This window comes from Paenibacillus sp. CFBP13512, assembly GCF_005233705.1.
In the GTDB taxonomy this organism is placed as follows: Bacteria; Bacillota; Bacilli; order Paenibacillales; family Paenibacillaceae; genus Saccharibacillus; species Saccharibacillus nuruki.
Map to the genome: position 1 here is coordinate 41,558 of NZ_QGAD01000020.1, position 21,870 is coordinate 63,427.

Genomic DNA, 21,870 nt, shown 5'->3' on the forward strand with positions numbered 1-21,870 from the left:
ATAAATAAAGATACATTATATAACATACCACTAACTTTAGTTACTCTTTGATAAATATTTTGTCAAAAATGTCAGAATCTTGGAGAGGAGAGAACCTTATGTACAAAGTGATGTTAGTTGATGATGAAGTCATTATACGTGAAGGTCTGAAGACTCGGATTGATTGGGCAACTCATGGATTTGAATGGGTTGGTGACTATGCCAACGGGCTTGAAGCGCAAGCCGCTATTGTCGCTGATCCACCTGATCTGATTATTTCTGATATATGTATGCCATTTGTTGATGGATTAGAACTTGCTGAATTTGTACATGATCACTATCCAGATATCAAAATGATACTGCTAACTGGATTTGACGAATTTGAATATGCTAGAAGAGCCATTCGGTTAAAAGTATCTGATTTTATCCTTAAGCCGATTACCGCCAAAGAAATTCGTACATTATTACAACAGATTAAGCTAGAAATGGATGATCAACGTCAATTGCACAACAATATTGACCTATTACATGATCAGTGGTCACAAAGTCTACCTTTACTGAAAGAACGCTTCTGGGACAAGGTATTAACGACAGGAGTCGATCATGAAGAATGGGAACAACATCGAATTCAATTTGCTTTACCTCCTCTTGCTTCTCCTTATTATATGGCTGTGATCGAACCGGATATCGACCATACGATAGAATATGCTACATCTCCTTCTTTGCAACATGTCTTACAACTGGATCAACAACTTTCTAGTGTGTTATCGACTATTTTACCAGCTACATTCGTTTTTGCTTCTTGTATCTATTCATCTCGCTGTGTGTATCTATTCGCTTCAACTGCTGTCGATCAAGAATCTGCATCTACAATGTCTGTACAGATCGAAGCTGTATTTCAGCAGTTGTATGCTTTGGATCATCCAGATATAACGATCTCATTTACAACAGGAGTCGGCACAGGCTGTTCGGATCTGTTGGATATTCCTCAGCAATATCAACAAGCTATCCAAGCTTTAGATTATCGCTTTCTTTTGGGGACAGGTACTCTGTTGTCGTTCTCTGATATTCAGCCGTCCTTACTCCCTTCTACAAGCTTTACCGATTGGGAAAAAGACATCGTAGCGCAGTTAAGCAACAATCACCTGCTTGAAGCACAACGTGCATCGCAACATATGGCACAGCAAATGATACTACAGCGAACAACACCTACTGAATGTCGCTCACAATTTCGACAGGTCGCTACACGCATACAAGATTGGTTATCTCATTTAGGACTAGAATCAGTTTGGAATGATTGGATTCAGCAATCTCAGTGGCTCACTGCTCCTACACTAGAACAGATGTTGCAACAATGGAACGATGCTCTTTATGCTACATTTACTCTTCTTAACGAACAGACACAGATTCATAGCCAGCAACATATTCAAAAAGCCATCTATTATATCGAACAACACTATGCTGAAGCCCATTTATCTTTGCAAGAAATATGCAGTCATGTGCTTATGAGTACAAGCAGTTTCAGCCAAGCTTTTAAACAACATACTGAATTGACCTATGTAGAGTATCTAACACGTGTTCGGATGGATAAAGCCAAAGAATTACTGCGTTTGACTGAATATAAATTTTATCAAATTGCTGAAAAGGTAGGCTATACCGATCCCAATTACTTTAGTTCTTCATTCAAAAAGCATACAGGTACTACTCCCAAACAATATCGGGAACAGCATCGGCAAGTAAAGGAGTTGTCCCCATAAATGCTACGTGATCTATTCAGAATCTTTACCACCTGGAAATGGAAAAGCTTGACGACCAGCTTATTGGTTGCTTTTTCCGGTCTGATTCTGATCGTGATCGCGATTATCAGTCTTAACAATTACCGGTTGACTGTTGATGCCGCAGAACAGAATTCTCAGGTGTATATTCAAGAAATTATGCGTCAGGTCAATACCAATATCCAATCGTATATTGATAATATGGAAAATATCTCATTACTCGCTTTAACCAATAAAGATGTCACCTATTATATTTCGAGCAATAGCTTTATTAGCAAAAGCGATAGTCGTCCGTATGAGAAGCGGATTTCTGATTTATTTCAAAATATTCTGTATAGCCGTAACGATATCGCTTCGATTATGGTATTTGGCTACAACGGTCGCACCGTATCCGATCGCCGAATTACCGCACTCAATCCTAATATCGATCCCAAGCAACAATCATGGTATATCGATGCACAGAAAATGAATGGCAAGTCGATCGTTTCTCCGCCTCATATTCAAAATGTAATTCGGGGTGAATATCGCTGGGTGATCTCACTCAGTCGTGAACTTAAAAGCAATGATGGGATTACGCCTGAAGGTATTTTTGTGGTGGATCTGAATTTGAGTGTGATCGACGAGATGTGTAGCCAGATTTATTTAGGCAAAAAAGGCTATGTCTTTATTGTAGATGGTACAGGCAATATTATTTATCATCCGCAACAACAACTGTTATATAGCAGTCTAGCCACAGAAGAAATTCCACAAGTGTTAAGTACTTCAAGTGGTCAATCGTTTACAGTCGATGATACCAAAGGCAAACGAATCTATTCGGTACAGGATACCGGCTTAGGTTGGAAAATCGTAGGGGTTACTTACAGTGATGATCTGATCGCTAACAAATCTTCTATTCAACATTCTATTTTACTGTATGCTCTGCTAGGTATCGGAATCTCAATTGTGATCTCGTTATTGCTATCTTTACATTTAACCAAACCGATCAAACGATTACAGCGTGATATGAAGCAAGTTGAATTGGGTAACTTTCATATCCAGACTTCCCTTGAAGAAGATAATGAGATCAATCAATTAGGTCAATCGTTCAATGTGATGGTCAACGAAATCAAGCATCTGATGGATGAAACTGTCCAAAATAGTGAGCAAAAACGTAAAGCTGAACTCTTGCTTTTACATGCACAGATTAATCCTCATTTCCTTTACAATACGTTAGATTCGATTATCTGGATGGCTGAACAAGAAAAGCATGAAGAAGTGGTCGATATGACTTCTGCTCTTGCCAAAATGTTCCGTGCTAGTATTACTCGTGATCAAGAATTGGTATCGATCCGAGTCGAAATCGAACATATTCGTCAGTACCTGTTTATTCAGAAAATGCGTTATCGTGAGCAATTAGATTATGTATTTGATATTCCTTCACATATTTTGCACTATAAAACTGTCAAAATTCTACTTCAACCTTTTATCGAAAATGCGATTTATCATGGCATTCGTAGCAAGACGACACCCGGAATCATTTACATTTCAGCATGGCAAGAAGACGAGCAATTGATTTTTGAAGTGCGAGATAATGGATTGGGGATGACAGCCGAACGATTAGCTGAAGTCACTCAAGGAACGGTAGCTACGAATACACAACATGGTATCGGAATTGGCAATGTGAATGAACGGATTCAACTTTATTTTGGAACAACGTATGGAATGACGATGACCAGTATACTTGGCGAAGGTACTATCGTGACGATCCGCGTACCTGTTATTTTGTGAAAAAGAGAAAGTGAGATTGCGTATGAGGAATCAACGTATCATCTGGTGGATCGCTATTTTATTAGTCGCAGGAGCGCTTTATATTATTAGTTATTTTGTCTGGTTCACCTCAGCTCATGAAGAAGAAGGAACGATTATGATTATTCTGAAGTCCAATAGTCCTCAATCGGATTTCTGGCAAACCGTACGTAGTGGTGCTGAAGAAGCAGCCAAAGAAAAAGGAGTTCAATTTCTAGTCTCTGGCCCTCTCGATGATACAGATATCAATAGTCAGTTAAATGCTCTTCAAGACGCACTGACTCTTAAGCCACGTGCTGTTGTTATTGCTCCTTTGAATGATCAACGTGTACTGAATGGGATTACTCGTCTACAAAATGCCCATATTCCTGTAGTGGTGATGGATACGCCTTTACCTGTAAACAATGCGCCTTCTTCTGTTTCTAGTGATCATGTGCAGATGGGGATGCAAGCAGGGAGAATGGCGGCTTATCAGACCAATAGTGCACCCTATGTAGCGATTATTGGCGATTATCAATCTTCTAGTATTTTCAAAGCACGTGAACAAGGAATTAAGCAAGTATTGGGTGCAGTAGCTAACAGTCACACCACGACATACTATTCCGGAGAATCAGAACAACTAGCCTATGTACTCACTACCAAATTACTTGATGAATACCCTAGACCTAATGCATTGATCGTTATGAATGAACCTATTGCAGTCGGTGCTGCTCGTGCACTCAAAGAACGTCATATGGATTCGATGATGTTTATCGCTTTTGATAGTTCTTTTTATGAGATCGAATTGCTAGAGGAAAAAACGTTAGATGCTTTAATTGTACAAAAACCTTTTAATATGGGGTATCTGGCTGTGCAAAAAGTTCTTACCGATTCTAATTCTCTAAGCAGCCAACACTCTATCACGATGATTCCTTCGACAGTCATTACACCAACAACAATGTATACGCCTGAAAATCAAAAATTACTATTTCCTTTCTACGAAAAATAAAACAGAAAGATGGTTAATCTATGCGATCTAATCGTTTGATTGGGATAACGCTTGGTAGTTTATGCTTGATGTTGCTGCTCAGTGCCTGTACATCATCTGCGGTTGCTCCTGCTCCTGTGGGCACTACCGAGCAACAAGCTGTGATCCAATTTGTAGCTGCCGAGTATAGTTCAAGTACTAAGCCTTTACTGGAAAAGTTGGTTCGTAACTTTATGCGTGAAAATCCTTCGATTACAGTAGAACTACAAGTGGTCAATTGGGATCTAATCGATGGCGTATATACATCGATGATTAGTGAAGGACATCCGCCAGACTTACTGAATATGAATATGTATGCTCGCTTTGGACATGATGACTTACTCAATAATATGGATGATCTGATATCCGATGATCTTAAAAATAAACTTTCACCTCATTTATCCAAGCTTGATCGTATTCAGGGGAAACAGTATGCGATTCCTTATGTAGCTACAATTCGCAAGTTGTATTACGAACACAATCTTTTTGAACAAGCCGGTATCACTCGTTCTCCACAGACATGGTCACAATTGACGCAAGATGCAATCAAACTCAAAGCAATTGGAGCTTATGGCTTTGGTGTCGATTTAACCGATAATGAAATCCCTGCTTATTTATCGTATTTCTTTTTTGGTGCAGGGGGAGGTTGGATGAAGAACGGAAAATGGGATATTAATTCTCCACAAAATGTTGCCGGACTTACGTACCTCAAGCAATTATATACACAAGGATTAACCGATCCTGAACCGACTGTTACCATTCGAGATGAAAAACAACGTATTCTCGGTGATGGGCAATTAGGCATGATGATCAGTGGCAATTATTTTGCTTCTGTCACAGAACGTGAATTTCCAAATACAGCGTGGGGTAATGGGGCCATTCCGGTAAAAGACGGTCAGCCTCCAATGAATTTTGGTGTGCAAGATGTGATGTTATCATTTAAAACAGATCATACGAATAGAGAAGCTTTATCTACCTTTTTAGATTATTTATACAATGATGAGAATTATGAAGAAATGATACGGCAAGAAGGCATGATTCCAGTAACCACTACGGTAGCGAGTAAATTGTCTTTGGAAGACCCTATCATGGAAGCTGATATTCAACGATTGGAAAGTGCATACTTCTATCCACTTCAACAACCGGAATGGGGAGATATTATGGCATTAACTCGCAAAATGGGTAATGCTATTTTATACAATGGTGTTAGTCCACAAGCTGCACTGAATCAAGTACAACAATACGCCGAACGACAGCAAACACTCTATCAGATCCCTACTCAGTGAAATATATCACATATATAACATAGTAAGTAACTATATTTAACCTATAATTAACGAATAAACTCATATCTCGTAAAATATTCAAGATTTAAAATAATATATTCAATATAATCTTACAATCAAATCCTTTATGATAAATGAAGACGCCAAATCGTTGCAGGACTAACATTTAGCGTGATTTAAATTATCAATAGGGGGTTTGATTTTTTATGTCATGGAAAAAAAGGTTATCTGTATTAAGTGCAGCGGCATTGCTGACTGTATTTACATTATCAGGTTGTGGTAGTAGCAACGATGCAGCAAGTGGAACGGCAAACACAGGAACAACAGCTTCATCAGGTAAAGGACTGACAGGAGATTTCGAAGTTCAATATTTTGTAGGTGGTTATGGTGATGCCTGGTGGAAAAAAGTCGTCGAGGAATTCCAAACCGCTAACCCCGATCTGAAGATTAAAGTCAGCGCAGGACCAAAAATAAACGATCAAATGAAACCCCGCTGGATAGGTGGTAATCCACCTGATTTTGTATATATTGATGGTGCGGGTCTGAATGCTCGTCAAATGATTGAAGATGGACAACTAGAAGACTTAACCGAATGGTACAAAACAGCCAAAACCGTTGATGGTGATCTGATCTCTGAATCTCTTACTCAAGCGCCTGAAGATTACAGTGGTAAAACTTACAATATTCCACTCGCTTTAAGTTCATGGGGTATTTTCTGGGACAAAAAATTATTCGCAGATAATAACTGGAAAGCACCAACAGACTTCGATTCTTTTGTCGCTGTAAGCAAAGAGATTAAAGCTAAAGGCATTACCCCATTTATTCATACAGGGATCTATCCTTATTATATTAACAACTCTATCTTGTATCCAGCGATGGTGTCTGCCAATAATGATGATTTCTCTATTTTGCAAAAAATAGCTGCTAATGATCCAGAAGCATTCAAAAGCCCTGCTGTGATGACAGCACTGAATCAGATCGTCACGATGCGAGATGACGGTATTATCGATCCAGCCGCTGTACAGTTAAATCATACCGATTCTCAAATGCTATTCTTGCAACACAAAGATGCTTTTATCGCTAACGGATTATGGATGCCTAATGAAATGTCTAAAGATGTCCCTGAAGGGTTCGACTTTGGATTTATGCCATCTATTACTCAGAAACCCGGTGGTAAATCTATTGCAGTCACTTCTACAGCTACAGTAGGTGTCGCTGCCAAAGCCAAAAATAAAGAAGCCGCTTATGCTTTTATCCAATTTATTTTCGCCAAAAAGCAAGCTTCACAATGGGCTGAATTAAGTGGTGCTCCTTCTAATATCAAAGGAGATATCAGTGCTTCTAATGCGCCTGCTTTTGTAAAACAAGCCGCAGAATACCTGAACTCTAAAGATACCATTGTCGTACCTACCATTACGTTCAATGCTGATGTAGAAAAAGCAATGAATGACGCTACAGTCGCATTAACAATTGGTACTATTGATCCTAACGGATGGATTGAACGCGTATCGGCTGCCGCTCAAAAAGCAGCTAATTAATATCTATTAACTACAGGAGACGGCCCGATGCTTATCATCCGGTTGTCTCCTGTTTTACTTTTAGATATTAAATAGGCGGGATCGAAGAAAAGGATGGTGTACTTATGACTTCACGACATTGGCAACGGAATGTATTTATTTTAACCTTTATTTTACCTACGCTTATTCTATACTGTCTGTTTATGGTCTACCCGATTATACAGGCATTATATTACTCCTTATTTGACTGGTCAGGTTCTTCTGAAAATAAAGACTTTATCGGTCTCAAAAACTTTGTCGATCTGATGCATGACCCAATTATGTGGCAAGCGATCGGTAATGATTATTTTCTAGTTGCTGGTAAAATGATCGGCATTATGTTGTTAGCTACTTTTTTTGCAGTATCATTAACTCGCTTCCGTCTCAAATTCGCTTTATTTTTCCGCTCTATCTTTTTTATTCCAAATATCATTTCTGTTGTTGTCATCGGGGTATTATGGGCATTTATCTATAATCCACAGATCGGTTTTCTCAATTCGATTCTTTCATTGATTACAGGCACTGAAGTCAAAACAGCATGGTTAGGCTTTCCTTTTCATACGATCTGGATGTTATTACCGCCTTCGATCTGGGCAGGTATTGGTTTCTATATGATTTTGCTGATTGCAGCGATTCAAGGTATTCCTGAATCGTATTATGAAGCTTCTTCACTGGAAGGTGCAGGGCAGTGGCATCAGTTCACTCATATTACGCTACCGCTGATCTGGGAACAGATCAAAGTATCCGTTCTGAATATTATGATGACTACGCTCAATGGTTCATTTGTGATCGTTATGATTATGACCAATGGGGGTCCGGATAATTCGACGCAAGTTATGGGTTCTTATCTCTATCAAATGGCTTTCCAACAATTCCACTTTGGTTATGGAGCGGCAATTGGTGTTGTCATTTTGATCATGTCGTTGATTACTACCGTAGCGTTACAGCGTATTATGCGTCAGGAAACAGTCGAAATGAATTAATAGAATTACCCTAATTGATGTAAATCACATTATTCAATCGGTCTGACTCCACATCGCGGGTTATCAGAGCGTTAATCAAGGAGGAGTTCGATGGGCAGTATTATGGGTATTCGTCATCCTATTATTCGTATCTTTTTCTATCTTATTCTAGGTGCTTGGAGTATTACCGTACTTTATCCACTACTATGGACATTGCTCGATGCACTCAAAGATAACAAACAATTTTATGCCAACCCTCCGTGGGCGTTACCGGATGTTCCTTTGTTATGGAGCAACTTTACGTATGTATGGGAAACGTATAACTTCGGTAAATATTTTACAAATTCATTAATCGTCACACTGGGTTCAACTGTTTTGGGCTTGGTTTTATCAGCAACTACAGCTTATGTACTGGCTCGTTATCCATTTAGAGGTAGTAACGTATTGTTTCTTTTATACATCAGTTCAATGATGGTTCCATTTAGTCTGGCATTGATTCCGTTATTTTTCTTAATGAACAAGCTTAATCTGATTAATACTTCGATCGGTTTGATTCTGGTATATGCCACTACATTGATCGCTTTTGGAGTGTTTGTGCTCGTTGGCTTTTTCAAAACATTACCGAAAGAATTAGAAGAAGCCGCAGCAATTGATGGTGCTTCTTACTTTGGTACCTTTTTTAGAGTCATGCTTCCCCTTTCTCAACCCGGACTTGTCACCGTAGCTATCGTTAATATTCTGAATATCTGGAATGAGTATTTTGTTGGACTGGTATTGGTCAATGATCCTGATCATTATACACTCCCAATTGGTATCGCTGTAATGCAAGCTGAGATGCAGTATCGTACAGAGTGGGGTCCACTGTTTGCAGGATTGTTTATCAGTATTGTACCGGTATTGATTATGTATATCTTTTTCCAGCGTCAGATTGCTAGTGGGATTACCGCAGGTGCTGTGAAGTAATTACTATAGTCGAATCATTTAATATGTGCTTATGAGCAAAAAAAGCCGAGTCACTATCAGGAATGAACCTGAATAGTACTCGGCTTTTTCATATGGTTAAATCTTATTTTGTAAAAAATTAAACTTTAATCACTCGGAAATACTACTCTACCGTTACACTTTTCGCAAGGTTACGTGGTTTGTCCACATCATGCTCAAGTGCTAGTGAAGCGTAATAAGCTAACAACTGCAATACAACTACAGACAATGCTGGAGTCAATAATGGCAATGTTCTTGGAATCGATAATACTTTATCTACCGATTTCATTAGCTCTTCACGACGTTCTTCATAACTTACAACCATCACTTCTGCACCGCGAGCTTTCACTTCTTTGATGTTGCTTAGTGTTTTCTCAAGCACATCTTCTTGTGTAGCTAGCGCAATTACAGGAATACCTTCTTCAATCAAAGCAAGTGTACCATGCTTCAATTCGCCTGCTGCATAAGCTTCTGAGTGGATATAAGAAATCTCTTTTAATTTCAGAGAACCTTCTTGTACTACCGCATAATCCACACCACGTCCGATAAAGAACAAATGTTTATGTTGAGCGATATGCTCTGCATATTCTTTGATGATCGGCGCTTGTGTTAATACTTGCTCTACTTGCTCAGGCAATGAATCCATTGCTGCAAGAATATGAGCGATTTCTTCAGTAGTTTTCGTTCCACGAATTTCAGCCATATATAGACCTAGTAGGTAGAAAGCAATCAATTGAGACGTGTACGCTTTAGTAGAAGCTACAGCAATCTCTGGACCTGCTAATGTAGCAATAACATCATTGGCATCACGAGCAATCGAACTACCCACGACATTCGTTACAGCAATAACATGAGCACCATTTGCTTGTGCTTCACGTAGAGCCGCTAATGTATCTGCTGTTTCACCGGATTGACTCACTACAATCACCAAAGTGTCTTTAGCAATGATTGGTGAACGGTAACGATATTCAGAAGCTACATCTGTTTCTACAGGAATCTTCGCTAGGTTTTCAATAATATTACGTCCTACAAGACCTGCATGATACGCTGTACCACAAGCAACGATCTGGATATTACGAATATTTTTAATTTGTTCTTTAGTTAATTTCAAGTCTGTGAAATGAACACCTTTACCATCTTCGTTAATACGACCAAGCATTGTATCACGGTAAGCTTTAGGTTGCTCATAAATTTCTTTTAACATGAAATGGTCGAATCCGCCTTTTTCTGCGGTTACTGCATCCCAATCGACATGGAATATTTCCCGAGAAATAAAGTTGCCTTCAATCGTCATCAATTCTACTGCATCTTCAGTCAATACAGCCATTTCGCCATCTTCCAAAATGTACACATCACGGGTGTATTTCAAGATTGCAGGAATATCGGAACCGATAAAGTTCTCGCCTTTACCTACACCGATAACAAGCGGACTTGCTTGACGTACAGCGACTAATTTATTAGGCTCATATTCTGTTAATACGCCAAGTGCAAAAGCACCACGCATAAATGTTACTGCTTTTTGTACAGCTTTAACGATATCTCCGTCATATTCACGAGCCACAAGGTGAGCAATAACTTCTGTATCTGTTTCCGATACAAATACAACACCAGAAGAGATCAATTCATCTTTAAGCTCCAAATAGTTTTCAATAATTCCGTTATGCACAACAGAGAATTTGCTTGTTCCATCTGTATGTGGGTGAGAGTTAAGATCAGATGGTTTACCATGAGTTGCCCAGCGTGTATGTCCAATCCCTGCATTACCTACCAAAGGATGATCTTCTAATTTTGCTTCCAGGTTCGTCATGCGACCCAAAGCTTTAACCACTTGCAATCCTTTACTTGTAAAAACAGAAATCCCCGCTGAATCATAACCACGATATTCTAACTTGCGAAGTCCATCCACCAAAATAGCTTGCGTATCTTTATTCCCAATATATCCAACAATACCACACATCGTTGTATTCCTCCGTTCGAATGTTCGTCTAATGACGTGAATTGCACATCAGAACAAGAGTCAGGGATATACAGATCATGACATTAGAATAGGTATGCACTGTGTTTTATCTCTGAACCATATTTAGTTTGGAGTCCTAGGATTGATCACTTAATCAATCATTTAGCTTTCAATGTACATTCTATGTGATGCTGTTATCCTGCTCATGCTCTATGCACATTAGTAATTTTTTTGAAAATAGTCGTTCTATCTTATGCTGATCATTCAGCTTTGTGTGTATACATATGCACCAAACAGAATCTTTGTCGCAGAGATCACTCTCTACTTTTAAATTCTGCTTCACGGTTTGATGCGTCACCGGGAGGCCCCCGCCGAACATTCGAACACCTCCACCTCGTCAGCTTGATCTAATTTCTCCGTAGCGATCAAGCTCTGGCGCTTAGTGAATCTTTATGCCTACCTCTATCCTCACTTTCTATATTTGAGTACGTTAGATTTCATTTACATTACAGTTACATTACATTTGGTAACTTGTACATTATATCTATTAATCTTTTATAAAACAATGATAAAAATCTGACAAAATACTCACAAATCATTTTCAGTCTTTCTAACCAGCTATTTTATCACAGACAAGCCTCTTACTATTTAACCTTATTCCTTGATCTGACGCATTATCTTCTATAAAAAAGGTCACTAGAATCGATCTACTGAACAGCATATATCTGCCCATAATATCGTCATCTAGTAACCTTCTATTCAAATATAAATGATTTACACGACTAATTCTTTTTTAACTACATCTACAATTTGGTCTACATATTGCTCTAATTCATTTTTGTTTGGACCTTCAGCCATAACACGAATAAGAGATTCTGTTCCTGATGGACGAACCAATACCCGACCGTTATCGCCTAATTGATCTTCGACTGATTTAACAGCAGCTGCAATAGCAGTATTGCCTTCATAACGTGCTTTGCTTTCTACACGTACATTTACCAGTACTTGCGGATATTTATCCATCATTGATTTGAGTTCGCTCAATGATTTGCCAGAGCCTACTAATGTATCTACTAATTGTACTGCTGTTAAGATTCCATCACCTGTTGTAATATAGTCGAGGAAAATCACATGACCGGATTGTTCGCCACCTAGCGTATATCCTCCACGTTTCATTTCTTCCATCACATAGCGATCGCCTACAGCTGTAATCTTCGTTTCCAAAGAAAGCGCTTTAGTCGCTTTAAAGAAACCGATATTACTCATCACAGTGGATACAATCATGCTATCTTTCAATTTACCTGCACGATTCATCGCATCTCCGCAGATACAAAGGATATAGTCACCATCGACTTCTTCCCCTTTATCATCAATCGCAATAAGACGATCTGCATCTCCATCAAAAGCAAGACCGATATGTGCGCCATGACGAAGAACTTCTTCTTTTAACTTTTCAGGATGAGTAGATCCACAGTGGTCGTTGATATTCAGACCATTAGGTTCTGCTGCAATCGTAATGACTTCTGCGCCCAACTCTTTGAAAAAAGTAGGTGCCAATTCGTAAGCTGCTCCATTTGCACAGTCCATTACAATTTTCATCCCTGCAAAAGAATGAGTGATTGTAGATTTCAAATGCTCCAAGTACTTGAATTTGGATGTATCGTCATTAATAATTGTTCCAAGTTCTGCTCCGACTGGACGTGGCAATGTATCTTCTTTAGCATCCATCAAAGCTTCGATTTCAAGTTCAGTTTCATCGGTTAATTTAAAGCCGTCTCCACCGAAAAATTTAATTCCGTTATCTTCTACCGGATTATGCGAAGCTGAAATCATTACACCTGCATCGGCTTTCAGTAGACGCGTAATATAAGCTACTGCTGGTGTACTCACTACACCCAAGCGGATGATATGTGCACCGATTGATAATAATCCAGCAACCAATGCAGATTCCAGCATCAGACCAGAAATACGAGTGTCCATCCCGATGACTACTGTCGGTTTCTCTGCTCCATGAGTAAGTACATACCCTCCACAGCGTCCGATCTGGTAAGCCATCTCTGCTGTTAATTCTTTGTTAGCAACGCCTCGTACACCGTCTGTTCCGAAATATTTACCCATTATTTATTGTGCTCCTTATTATTGTTCAAATTATAATTTCTATGATTGTAGCAACTTCATTTACGATATTGTAGAAAATACATCTTATAGGACAGGATACAACCCAATAGACAATCTTATCCTTTATACGCTGACCCCATCATAAAGTCAATACTATACGTCATCTATAACTTATCGGTACGTACTGGGAAAAACAGCTTTTGTATTGGTAGCCGCCTCTGATGTTGTACCATTACTATTACTATTGCTGTTACTGTTATCTGGAGGAATCGTTGTTGTCCCACCATTCTCTGCTCCGGCAGATCCGTTGCTTTCAGGATTCTGTTCAGGTGTGGTTCCTTCTGGAGTGGTAGGCGTTTCTTCTGAAGGAATTGTCGTTTCCGGGTTACTTGTATCCGGTGTTGTCGTTCCACTTGTACCCGTACCTGAATCAGTCCCACTACCTGTACCATCGGTAGTATCTGTTCCTGAATTATCCGTATCCGCCGGATCCTTTGGCGTTGTGGTATCTGTTTTTTCACTGATAGTTACTGTAACTGTAGGTGCGCTAGCTGGATCAGATAGAGCAATCGTATCTGGCAAAATCACTTGTACAGGAATTTTATACGTGCCTGGCTTTCTGCCACTAATATTAGCCGACACTTCAATATCAGCTGGTTTTAAAGCTTCTAGCGCTTCAGGTGTACCTTTAACATTGAGTGTCACCTGCTGATTAGCTGGATCTGTAATCACATTGGTATAATTCTCACTAGCCCCTTTAAAGATCACTGGAATATTAGCAATATCTTTTTGTGAGAAAGCTTCCGCAGTAATTTTTACTTGAACTGTAGACGGCGCTATTCGATCAGCACCCTCAGGAATATCTAACTTCACTGTGAGATTTGTTGTCCCTGCTTCTTTGATCGATCCTAAATCTACTGTGGCTGTAATCGAATCTCCTAACGCCGCTAGCGATTTCTCTGATCCATATACAGTCACTTCGTTCACACTTGCTTCTGTATTGGCTAATATCAGGCTCTTAGGAAGTTCACCGGTATAACTAAGATTGAGAGGTAAAGTCTTCACAGACGTCCCTATAGGCACTTCTACTTTGACACTGGCTGGTGAGACGACAGCATCTTTGATCACAGATCCATCTTTGGCATAGACCACTAGAGATACAGTTTTGGAGACGGTATCCGTTGCTCCCTCAATATTGACCACACCTTGAACTTTTTGCACATCTTCAAGTCTGCTTTGAGGTAGTGTAACCGTCACTTTGTCTGTTCCATCTGTAATCACAGGATTGCCTGCTTGATTACCTGTAGCCGGTTCTCCTTGAGTTACAATTTCCGGTTCAAAAGCATTGGATGTTTTTTCTTCTATCGTGACTTTAACTGTACTTGGACTCATGGATACATACTGTACGCTGGCTGGTAGTTCAGGAATTAAAGGTAATGTCACTGTCCCTGCTTGAGTAACTTGACTGAGATCTACCTTCACTTTGTAGCTCTCTGATGAGAAATATGAAGTCAGATCAGACTGCTGTCCTCTTACCTGAATACTCACCCGTGTCGGATCAAGCGACTTGAGTACATATTTATCTTCATCAAATCCATACGCTTGAACCTGTACATTATCAATCACATTGGTTCCCATCGCTGAAGAAACGGAGGTTGTACGAATTGAAGCGGCTCCTCCATCCAGATGGACCATAACCCACAGTAGTATACTTACAACCAGAGCCAATACTTTAGCAACTGTGTTGTTATTGATCCATTTATCCATCATTACTGCTCCCCTCCTTTACGTTTCCAGAACGGGCTTTTTTTCTCTTTTGTGGTTACTTTTGGTTTCAATGCATCATGCAATTTAGAGATCAATGATTCTTCATGGATATCACGAATAACTTGTCCATTCATAGCCAGTGATACTTGACCTGTTTCTTCCGATACAATCAGAGATACGCCATCGCCAACTTCACTAATTCCTATAGCTGCACGATGCCTTGTTCCTAATTCCTTGCTTATAAATGGATTCTCAGACAGTGGTAAATAACAAGCTGCTGCTGAAATTTGTTGACCTTGTATAATAACAGCTCCGTCATGTAGAGGGGTATTTGGAATAAAAATATTAATAAGCAGTTCTGAACTCACCATCGACTGCATTTTGATTCCCGATTCCGTATACTCATTTAGACCTGTTGTACGTTCAAATACAATAAGAGCTCCTATTTTACGTCTGGATAGATAATGAACTGCTTTGATTACTTCGTTGACCATCTTGGTGATCTCTTCATCATCCGCTAACGTTCGACCAAAAATTTTACCTCGACCTAATTGCTCTAGTCCACGTCGCAGTTCGGGTTGGAAAATAATAAATATCGCCAGTACACCAAACGTAAACGCCTGATTCATTAACCATTTCAATGTATACAAATCAAACCAACTACTAATTGCCCAGATAAATACAAGCACCAAAATACCTTTCAGTAATTGTACAGCTCGTGTACCACGAACCAATAGAATTAACTGATAAATAATATAAGTGACGATTAAAATATCAATGATATCTTTGATCGAATCTTTCCAGGTTAAGCTCGTAAAATAATCCATACTGAAACCCCCGTCATGTTCTATCTAGTGGACCCTTAATCTATTATTTTCCTCATGACTGTATATACAGAAAGTAGGTTTTGTATAAAAGATTACCCAAACCTGCCACCAAATGCGCAATAAATCTATTTTTATGAATTATTTGTACTGATCCTAACTATTGTTTAACAAAATACTACTATATCTAGGGTATAACGATACTTCTATCGTTGCAACCTACTATTTTCTTATTGTACACGTTTTATAAGCACACACGCAAAAAGACGCCTTCTTTAAAAGAGGCGCCTTTCAGGCAATAATCACAAATCAAGGAGAGGCGACTTCAGAAAATACATTTGCGATTTTGTACCAAACCCAATCTACTGATTGATTAATACTTTGAACTTGTCCAGAAATATGCGCTGTACTTGCTTGGAAGATACCACCATCAATCACAGTAACATTTCCTTCTACATCGCCATAAATCTTAGCCTGTCCTTTTTCTATCGTTAAATTACCAGCGATCGTGCGACCTTCCGGTACAATTACAGAATTTCCTTCAATAACCACTTGATCCAAATCTGTGCCTTTGACAATCATTTCCGGGCCTTCATTCCATAATGGAAGTGTTCCAAGCAAAATAATAAAGAAAGCTGCCGCTGCTGTTAATGCAGGATGTCGTTTTAGCCAAGTCCACCAAACATGTGTCTGTTTAGACTTGGGTAAAGACTGCATGATTCGAGCAGTGAGCTCATCAGATACTGGCGGCTTGCGGTGATTTACGGCGAAAAGAAGCATATCTGTTTGTTCTAACTGTTTAAATGCTACACGGCATTCCGAACACTCAGCCAGATGTTGCTTCAATTCATCTGTTTCTTCATCCAGTAAGTCGCCGTCTAAATATTCGTGCATCAGTGAGACGGCCAGTTTGCAATCCATATGAGCCAATCCTTTCTGTTCAAATACTTTTTCAACCCGTATAACCAAAAGGAAGCTGTTGAAACAGCTTCTACCTTCTTAAATACGAATTGTATTTCAATGGGTTTCACAATTTCTAATTTAATTTATAGTTTGGGTTCTAATTTTTTACGTAAAAATTCTCGACCACGGTGAACACGTGTTTTGATCGTCGTTACAGGCATATCCATAACTTCACTAATTTCTTGTAACGACAACTCTTGTAAATACCTCAATACCATAACGGTCTTATATTTATCAGGCAAAGAATCAATCGCTTGATGAATCAATTGTTGCGTTTCTGACAGTAAATATTCACTTTCAGGTGTTCGTTCATCACCAGGTAAAAGAGCATATCCATCTGTTCCATCTTGATCATTTAATTCTGCATCTAAGGAATAACTAGGTTTACGCTTACGTAACCGATCTATACACAGATTAGTCCCTATTCGGTAAATCCATGTAGAAAACTTCTGTTTCTGATCATATCGATCTAAGTTTTTATACACCCGTAAAAAGGTTTCTTGTACAACATCTTCTGCTTCATGACGGTTACTTAGCATCCGATAGCCCAAATGAAAAATTTTATCTTTGTATAATTCAACGATTTCGGCAAAAGCACGCTGATCTCCTTTAAGCGCTAGTTTAACCAATCTCGTTTCTATATTATCCACCATCACTCCCCCAGACTTCGTACCCTATATGTATGTGTAGCAATAGATTTATTTTACAATCCAATACAAATCGTAATTCAATCAAGCCAAAATTGCAATCGTAATCCTGCGAATTTTAAACTTTCAGACAAAAAAAAGCCGGAATATATCATTATTTGTAGCCATAATGTATATTCCGACTATTCTAAGACTTATTCTACGATTCAACTAAAGATAAAATGTAACATCAACCCGTATTACGAAGTCCTGCTGCAATACCATTAATAGTTAACAATACTTCACGTAGCAATTCTGGATTATCTTCATCTTGCTCACGAAGTTCACGTAGCTCGTTGAGCAATTGTACTTGAAGATAACTAAGTGGATCTACATAAGGATTACGTAAACGCACCGATTCCTGAATAACAGGTACATTGTCCAAAATATCTTGTTGATGAGTAATTTTAAGAACAAGATCACGAGTACGATTGAACTCTTCTTGAATCAATCCAAAAATACGTTCACGTTGCTCTTCATCTTTATACATGCCTGCATACTCTTTAGCTATAATCAGATCCGCTTTAGCAATAGCCATTTGTAGCGTATCCACTAATGTAGTAAAGAATGGGAACTCTTTATACATTTCTTGAAGGACAGCCATATTTTCTTCTTTATCTTGATAGAAGTGTTGAATACCTGTTCCAGCTGCATACCATGCAGGCAACAAGTAACGACTTTGCGTCCAAGCGAATACCCATGGAATCGCACGCAAATCTTCAAATCGATCACTATTTTTACGTTTAGAAGGACGAGAACCAATATTAAGTTCGCCTACTTCAGGTAGTGGTGTAGAACCTTTGAAGAAACTCATAAAGGATTCATCACGGAAAATAAGATCTTGATACTTATGGAGTGACACTTCCGAGATGTCTTCCATGATTTGTTCCCACTTCTTATTGTTCTCCCCTTCAGGTTCTCCTACTTTAGCAATAATAGCTGAAGTGATCAGAGCTGAGGTAGCTTGCTCTAGACTACGATAAGCAATACCTTGTAAAGAATAACGAGAAGAAATCACTTCACCTTGTTCTGTGATTTTGATACCGCCACCTACAGTATGAGGAGGTTGTGCCAAAATACTACGGTTTAGAGACATGCCTCCACGTCCCAAAGCGCCTCCACGTCCATGGAAAAATTTAAGCTTGATATCATACTCTGCACCCATCGCTGTAATCTCATTCAAAGCTAGACGTAGTTCCCAGTTCGCTGTCACTACTCCGCCGTCTTTATTACTATCCGAGTAACCAAGCATAATCTCTTGCAAATTATTCATAGCTGCAACCGATTGACGGTAAGCTGGTAAATTTAATACTTGACGCATAATTTGTGGTGCTGCATGTAAATCATCAATCGTTTCAAATAAAGGCACTGCTTGAAGTGTAGAATGAACGGTACCATCAGGATCTTGACGGAACAGACCGACTTCTTTAGCAAAGATCATCACTTCAAGAATATCACTAGCGCCTTGCGTCATACTGATCAAGTAACTAGAGATACAGTTTGTACCAAATTCTTTTTGTGCTTTGAAAATAGTACGGTATACAGCTAGACACTCTTCAGTGCTTTCACTGTAATTTAGGTATGTTGATGTCAAAGGACGAGGATCTGTTAGCAACTTACCAAGAAGTTCAATCTTTTCCTCTTCACTAAGCTTAGAGTAGTCCTCTACAATTTTCATACTCGCTAATATTTCAGTCAATGCATTCTCATGTTCTTGACTATGCTGACGAATATCTAACGTCGCTGTATGAAAACCAAACAGTTCTACCTGACGAATCAACTTTTTCACATATGTATTCGCCACATAATCTGCATAATGATGACGCAAGCTTTGATCAATCACTCGCAAATCTTCTAAAAGTTCACCCATATGACTATAACTTTCGGCTGTCCCTTTTTTAGACTCATCTAATATATTATTTAATTTACGCAACATATAAGCAATTTTAATACGATAAGGTTCATTTTCATTATTCCAGCTGAACTTCTTATCAATCGTTACATGGAGACGATCTTTTTGAATAGAAGATAACAATTCTTCAGATACATCAATAATAGTTGTACTGAAGCTTAATGATTTCATCAAGTCTGTCAAAATACGTTGATATTCCCGAATCGCAAGGCGGCGCTGCATCTGTAATGTTTTCCAAGTCACATCTGCTGTAACAGAAGGATTACCATCACGATCTCCACCAATCCAAGAACCAAAACGTAAAAAGCTAGGTACATGCCATTCATGCTCTGGATAGTACTTACTCAAAGAGCGTTCTAATTCCTGATACAACTCTGGCAATACATCAAATAAAGTTTCATGGAAATAATACATCCCATTACGCACTTCATCCAATACAGTTGGCTTACGATCACGTAACTCATCGGTTTGCCATAATGTAATCACTTCGTTCAATAACTTTTCACGTAATTGCTCGCGCTCACGGAAAGTCAGTGTAGGATTGTCTAAAAGAGTAACGTCTTCTGAAATACGTTTGTGGATATCCAAAATGGCACGACGCATCGCTTCTGTAGGATGAGCTGTCATCACCAATTCCAACGAAAGGTCAGCCAAAATAGCCTCTACTTCGTCTGCAGTAAAGTTTTGTTCTTTTAATTCTTGAACAGCACTTTCCATAGAACCAGGTTGAATCGTTTCCCCAGCAGAACGCTCATAGTCACGTTTACGACGAATACGGTGGTTCTGTTCTGCAATATTCACCAATTGGAAGTAAATCGCAAAAGCGCGTACCACTTGGTGTCGATTATCAGAATCCAGATTTTTGATAAGTGTTTTGAATTCCTCAAAAACCTCAGGTAAAGCTACTGCACGCAATGATTTACTTAGCTCACGAATTTTTTCAACAATATCCAAAAGTTCCTGTCCGCCTTGATGGACAAGCACCTCACCTAGAATATTCCCCAAAAAACGTACATCTCGCCGCAGCAAGTTGTTAGAATGATTTTTACTAGCATTCACTGTCAACTCAGACATGCTCTTCCTCCTATCTTTCACCGGTGTCAATTCCTCTATATGTTAACATCTTCTTAACATCATACAACAAAGCTACACTGATTACTTTAATTAATTTTGAACTTATGAATGATTATGCAAACTTTTAACCAATCAATCACAATGAAAATTGACACCTGCCCTAAAAGCATTTTGTCAACTATCGTATTCGTTATTTTACATCAATAGAGAGAATATATCTCTTCTTTTAACATAGTATTTCCGTCGACAAACGAATAAACTAAAGTGAAAAAAGTACAAAATTTATAAAACAGGATCTACATGATTCCATAGCTATAATAAGTTTTTATACTTATATATAGCAAAAAAAGACCGTTTCCGGTCTTTGAATTAAAAAATGGAGCGGGTGATGGGAATCGAACCCACGCTATCAGCTTGGAAGGCTGAAGTTCTACCATTGAACTACACCCGCAAAACGATCGGGATGACACGATTTGAACATGCGACCCCCTGGACCCAAACCAGGTGCTCTACCAAGCTGAGCTACATCCCGTTATGCGTTTATTCACTTTTAGAAAAAATGGCGCGCCCTAAGAGATTCGAACTCCTGGCCTTTTGATTCGTAGTCAAACGCTCTATCCAGCTGAGCTAAGGGCGCAAATAAAACCTTGTAAAAGATTGGAGCGGACGATGGGAATCGAACCCACGACCCTCGCCTTGGCAAGGCGATGCTCTACCGCTGAGCCACGTCCGCAAAACCTATGCGCGTGGAGGGACTTGAACCCCCACGTCGTGAAACGCTAGATCCTAAGTCTAGTGCGTCTGCCAATTCCGCCACACGCGCATGTAAGAAAAATGGTGAGTCATGAAGGGCTCGAACCTTCGACNTTGCCTTACCGCTTGGCTAATCCCCAATAAAGTGAACATGTTATTTAAGAAAAATGGTGGAGATTGACGGGATCGAACCGCCGACCCTCTGCTTGTAAGGCAGATGCTCTCCCAGCTGAGCTAAATCTCCAAGAAGTAAATATGACCCGTAGGGGACTCGAACCCCTGTTACCTCCGTGAAAGGGAGGTGTCTTAACCACTTGACCAACGGGCCCTATTGCGAAGCTCTCAACCGGATTCGAACCGGTGACCTCATCCTTACCATGGATGCACTCTACCTACTGAGCTATGAGAGCAAATGGCTCCCCGAACAGGACTCGAACCTGTGACAACTCGATTAACAGTCGAGTGCTCTACCAACTGAGCTATCAG

14 protein-coding genes and 9 tRNA genes are annotated in these 21,870 nt (G+C 39.3%); 7 read left to right on the forward strand and 16 right to left on the reverse strand.

Going from position 1 to position 21,870, the window contains the following annotated elements:
- The first annotated feature begins 98 nt into the window (after nucleotides 1-98).
- The 7 genes from PaeCFBP13512_RS20170 to PaeCFBP13512_RS20200 all read left to right on the forward strand — a co-directional run bounded on the left by PaeCFBP13512_RS20170 (nucleotide 99) and on the right by PaeCFBP13512_RS20200 (nucleotide 9,312).
- On the forward strand, nucleotides 99-1,736 hold the full coding sequence (locus tag PaeCFBP13512_RS20170; protein WP_161594328.1) for a helix-turn-helix domain-containing protein: 1,638 nt from the start codon (nucleotides 99-101) through the stop codon (nucleotides 1,734-1,736).
- Nucleotides 1,737-3,521 (forward strand): sensor histidine kinase, encoded by a 1,785-nt coding sequence (locus PaeCFBP13512_RS20175; RefSeq protein ID WP_137225619.1) that lies wholly within the window; start codon nucleotides 1,737-1,739, stop codon nucleotides 3,519-3,521.
- 22 nt (nucleotides 3,522-3,543) lie between these two features.
- On the forward strand, nucleotides 3,544-4,527 hold the full coding sequence (locus PaeCFBP13512_RS20180) for a substrate-binding domain-containing protein (RefSeq protein ID WP_137225621.1): 984 nt from the start codon (nucleotides 3,544-3,546) through the stop codon (nucleotides 4,525-4,527).
- A gap of 20 nt (nucleotides 4,528-4,547) precedes the next feature.
- Nucleotides 4,548-5,831 (forward strand): extracellular solute-binding protein, encoded by a 1,284-nt coding sequence (locus tag PaeCFBP13512_RS20185; protein ID WP_137225623.1) that lies wholly within the window; start codon nucleotides 4,548-4,550, stop codon nucleotides 5,829-5,831.
- Between the two features lie 206 nt (nucleotides 5,832-6,037).
- Entirely contained in the window at nucleotides 6,038-7,369 is a 1,332-nt protein-coding gene (locus PaeCFBP13512_RS20190) for an ABC transporter substrate-binding protein (RefSeq protein ID WP_137225624.1), read from the forward strand.
- Nucleotides 7,370-7,473: 104 nt separating this feature from the next.
- Complete coding sequence (locus PaeCFBP13512_RS20195; protein WP_069325690.1) at nucleotides 7,474-8,370, forward strand: carbohydrate ABC transporter permease; 897 nt, start codon at nucleotides 7,474-7,476, stop codon at nucleotides 8,368-8,370.
- A 90-nt stretch (nucleotides 8,371-8,460) separates the two neighbouring features.
- Entirely contained in the window at nucleotides 8,461-9,312 is an 852-nt protein-coding gene (locus PaeCFBP13512_RS20200) for a carbohydrate ABC transporter permease (protein WP_069325691.1), read from the forward strand.
- 142 nt (nucleotides 9,313-9,454) lie between these two features.
- Here the strand turns inward: PaeCFBP13512_RS20200 and glmS are convergent, their stop codons facing one another.
- The 16 genes from glmS to PaeCFBP13512_RS20275 all read right to left on the reverse strand — a co-directional run bounded on the left by glmS (nucleotide 9,455) and on the right by PaeCFBP13512_RS20275 (nucleotide 21,794).
- Nucleotides 9,455-11,287: a glutamine--fructose-6-phosphate transaminase (isomerizing) gene (gene glmS / locus PaeCFBP13512_RS20205; protein WP_069325692.1), complete on the reverse strand. Its 1,833-nt coding sequence runs from the start codon at nucleotides 11,285-11,287 to the stop codon at nucleotides 9,455-9,457.
- A 774-nt stretch (nucleotides 11,288-12,061) separates the two neighbouring features.
- Complete coding sequence (gene glmM / locus PaeCFBP13512_RS20210) at nucleotides 12,062-13,405, reverse strand: phosphoglucosamine mutase (RefSeq protein WP_137225626.1); 1,344 nt, start codon at nucleotides 13,403-13,405, stop codon at nucleotides 12,062-12,064.
- A gap of 171 nt (nucleotides 13,406-13,576) precedes the next feature.
- Nucleotides 13,577-15,175: a CdaR family protein gene (locus PaeCFBP13512_RS20215; RefSeq protein WP_137225628.1), complete on the reverse strand. Its 1,599-nt coding sequence runs from the start codon at nucleotides 15,173-15,175 to the stop codon at nucleotides 13,577-13,579.
- Complete coding sequence (gene cdaA, locus PaeCFBP13512_RS20220; protein WP_069325696.1) at nucleotides 15,175-15,999, reverse strand: diadenylate cyclase CdaA; 825 nt, start codon at nucleotides 15,997-15,999, stop codon at nucleotides 15,175-15,177. Before cdaA ends, PaeCFBP13512_RS20215 begins: the two co-directional genes overlap by 1 nt.
- 306 nt (nucleotides 16,000-16,305) lie before the next feature.
- Nucleotides 16,306-16,917: a zf-HC2 domain-containing protein gene (locus tag PaeCFBP13512_RS20225; protein ID WP_069325708.1), complete on the reverse strand. Its 612-nt coding sequence runs from the start codon at nucleotides 16,915-16,917 to the stop codon at nucleotides 16,306-16,308.
- A gap of 125 nt (nucleotides 16,918-17,042) precedes the next feature.
- The gene (gene sigW, locus PaeCFBP13512_RS20230; protein WP_069325697.1) at nucleotides 17,043-17,612 is read right to left on the reverse strand and encodes an RNA polymerase sigma factor SigW; all 570 of its coding nucleotides are present in this window, start codon (nucleotides 17,610-17,612) and stop codon (nucleotides 17,043-17,045) included.
- Between the two features lie 223 nt (nucleotides 17,613-17,835).
- Complete coding sequence (gene ppc / locus PaeCFBP13512_RS20235; protein WP_069325698.1) at nucleotides 17,836-20,631, reverse strand: phosphoenolpyruvate carboxylase; 2,796 nt, start codon at nucleotides 20,629-20,631, stop codon at nucleotides 17,836-17,838.
- Nucleotides 20,632-21,008: 377 nt separating this feature from the next.
- Nucleotides 21,009-21,082: transfer RNA gene (locus tag PaeCFBP13512_RS20240), tRNA-Gly, on the reverse strand.
- Between the two features lie 7 nt (nucleotides 21,083-21,089).
- Nucleotides 21,090-21,163, reverse strand: a tRNA-Pro gene (locus tag PaeCFBP13512_RS20245).
- Nucleotides 21,164-21,191: 28 nt separating this feature from the next.
- A tRNA-Arg gene (locus PaeCFBP13512_RS20250) sits at nucleotides 21,192-21,268 on the reverse strand.
- A 21-nt stretch (nucleotides 21,269-21,289) separates the two neighbouring features.
- Nucleotides 21,290-21,364: transfer RNA gene (locus PaeCFBP13512_RS20255), tRNA-Gly, on the reverse strand.
- An 8-nt stretch (nucleotides 21,365-21,372) separates the two neighbouring features.
- Nucleotides 21,373-21,454 (reverse strand) — tRNA-Leu (locus PaeCFBP13512_RS20260).
- Nucleotides 21,455-21,466: 12 nt separating this feature from the next.
- A tRNA-Ser gene (locus PaeCFBP13512_RS23135) sits at nucleotides 21,467-21,522 on the reverse strand.
- Between the two features lie 30 nt (nucleotides 21,523-21,552).
- Nucleotides 21,553-21,628: transfer RNA gene (locus PaeCFBP13512_RS20265), tRNA-Val, on the reverse strand.
- A 12-nt stretch (nucleotides 21,629-21,640) separates the two neighbouring features.
- A tRNA-Glu gene (locus tag PaeCFBP13512_RS20270) sits at nucleotides 21,641-21,712 on the reverse strand.
- Between the two features lie 9 nt (nucleotides 21,713-21,721).
- A tRNA-Thr gene (locus PaeCFBP13512_RS20275) sits at nucleotides 21,722-21,794 on the reverse strand.
- Nucleotides 21,795-21,870: the final 76 nt, after the last annotated feature.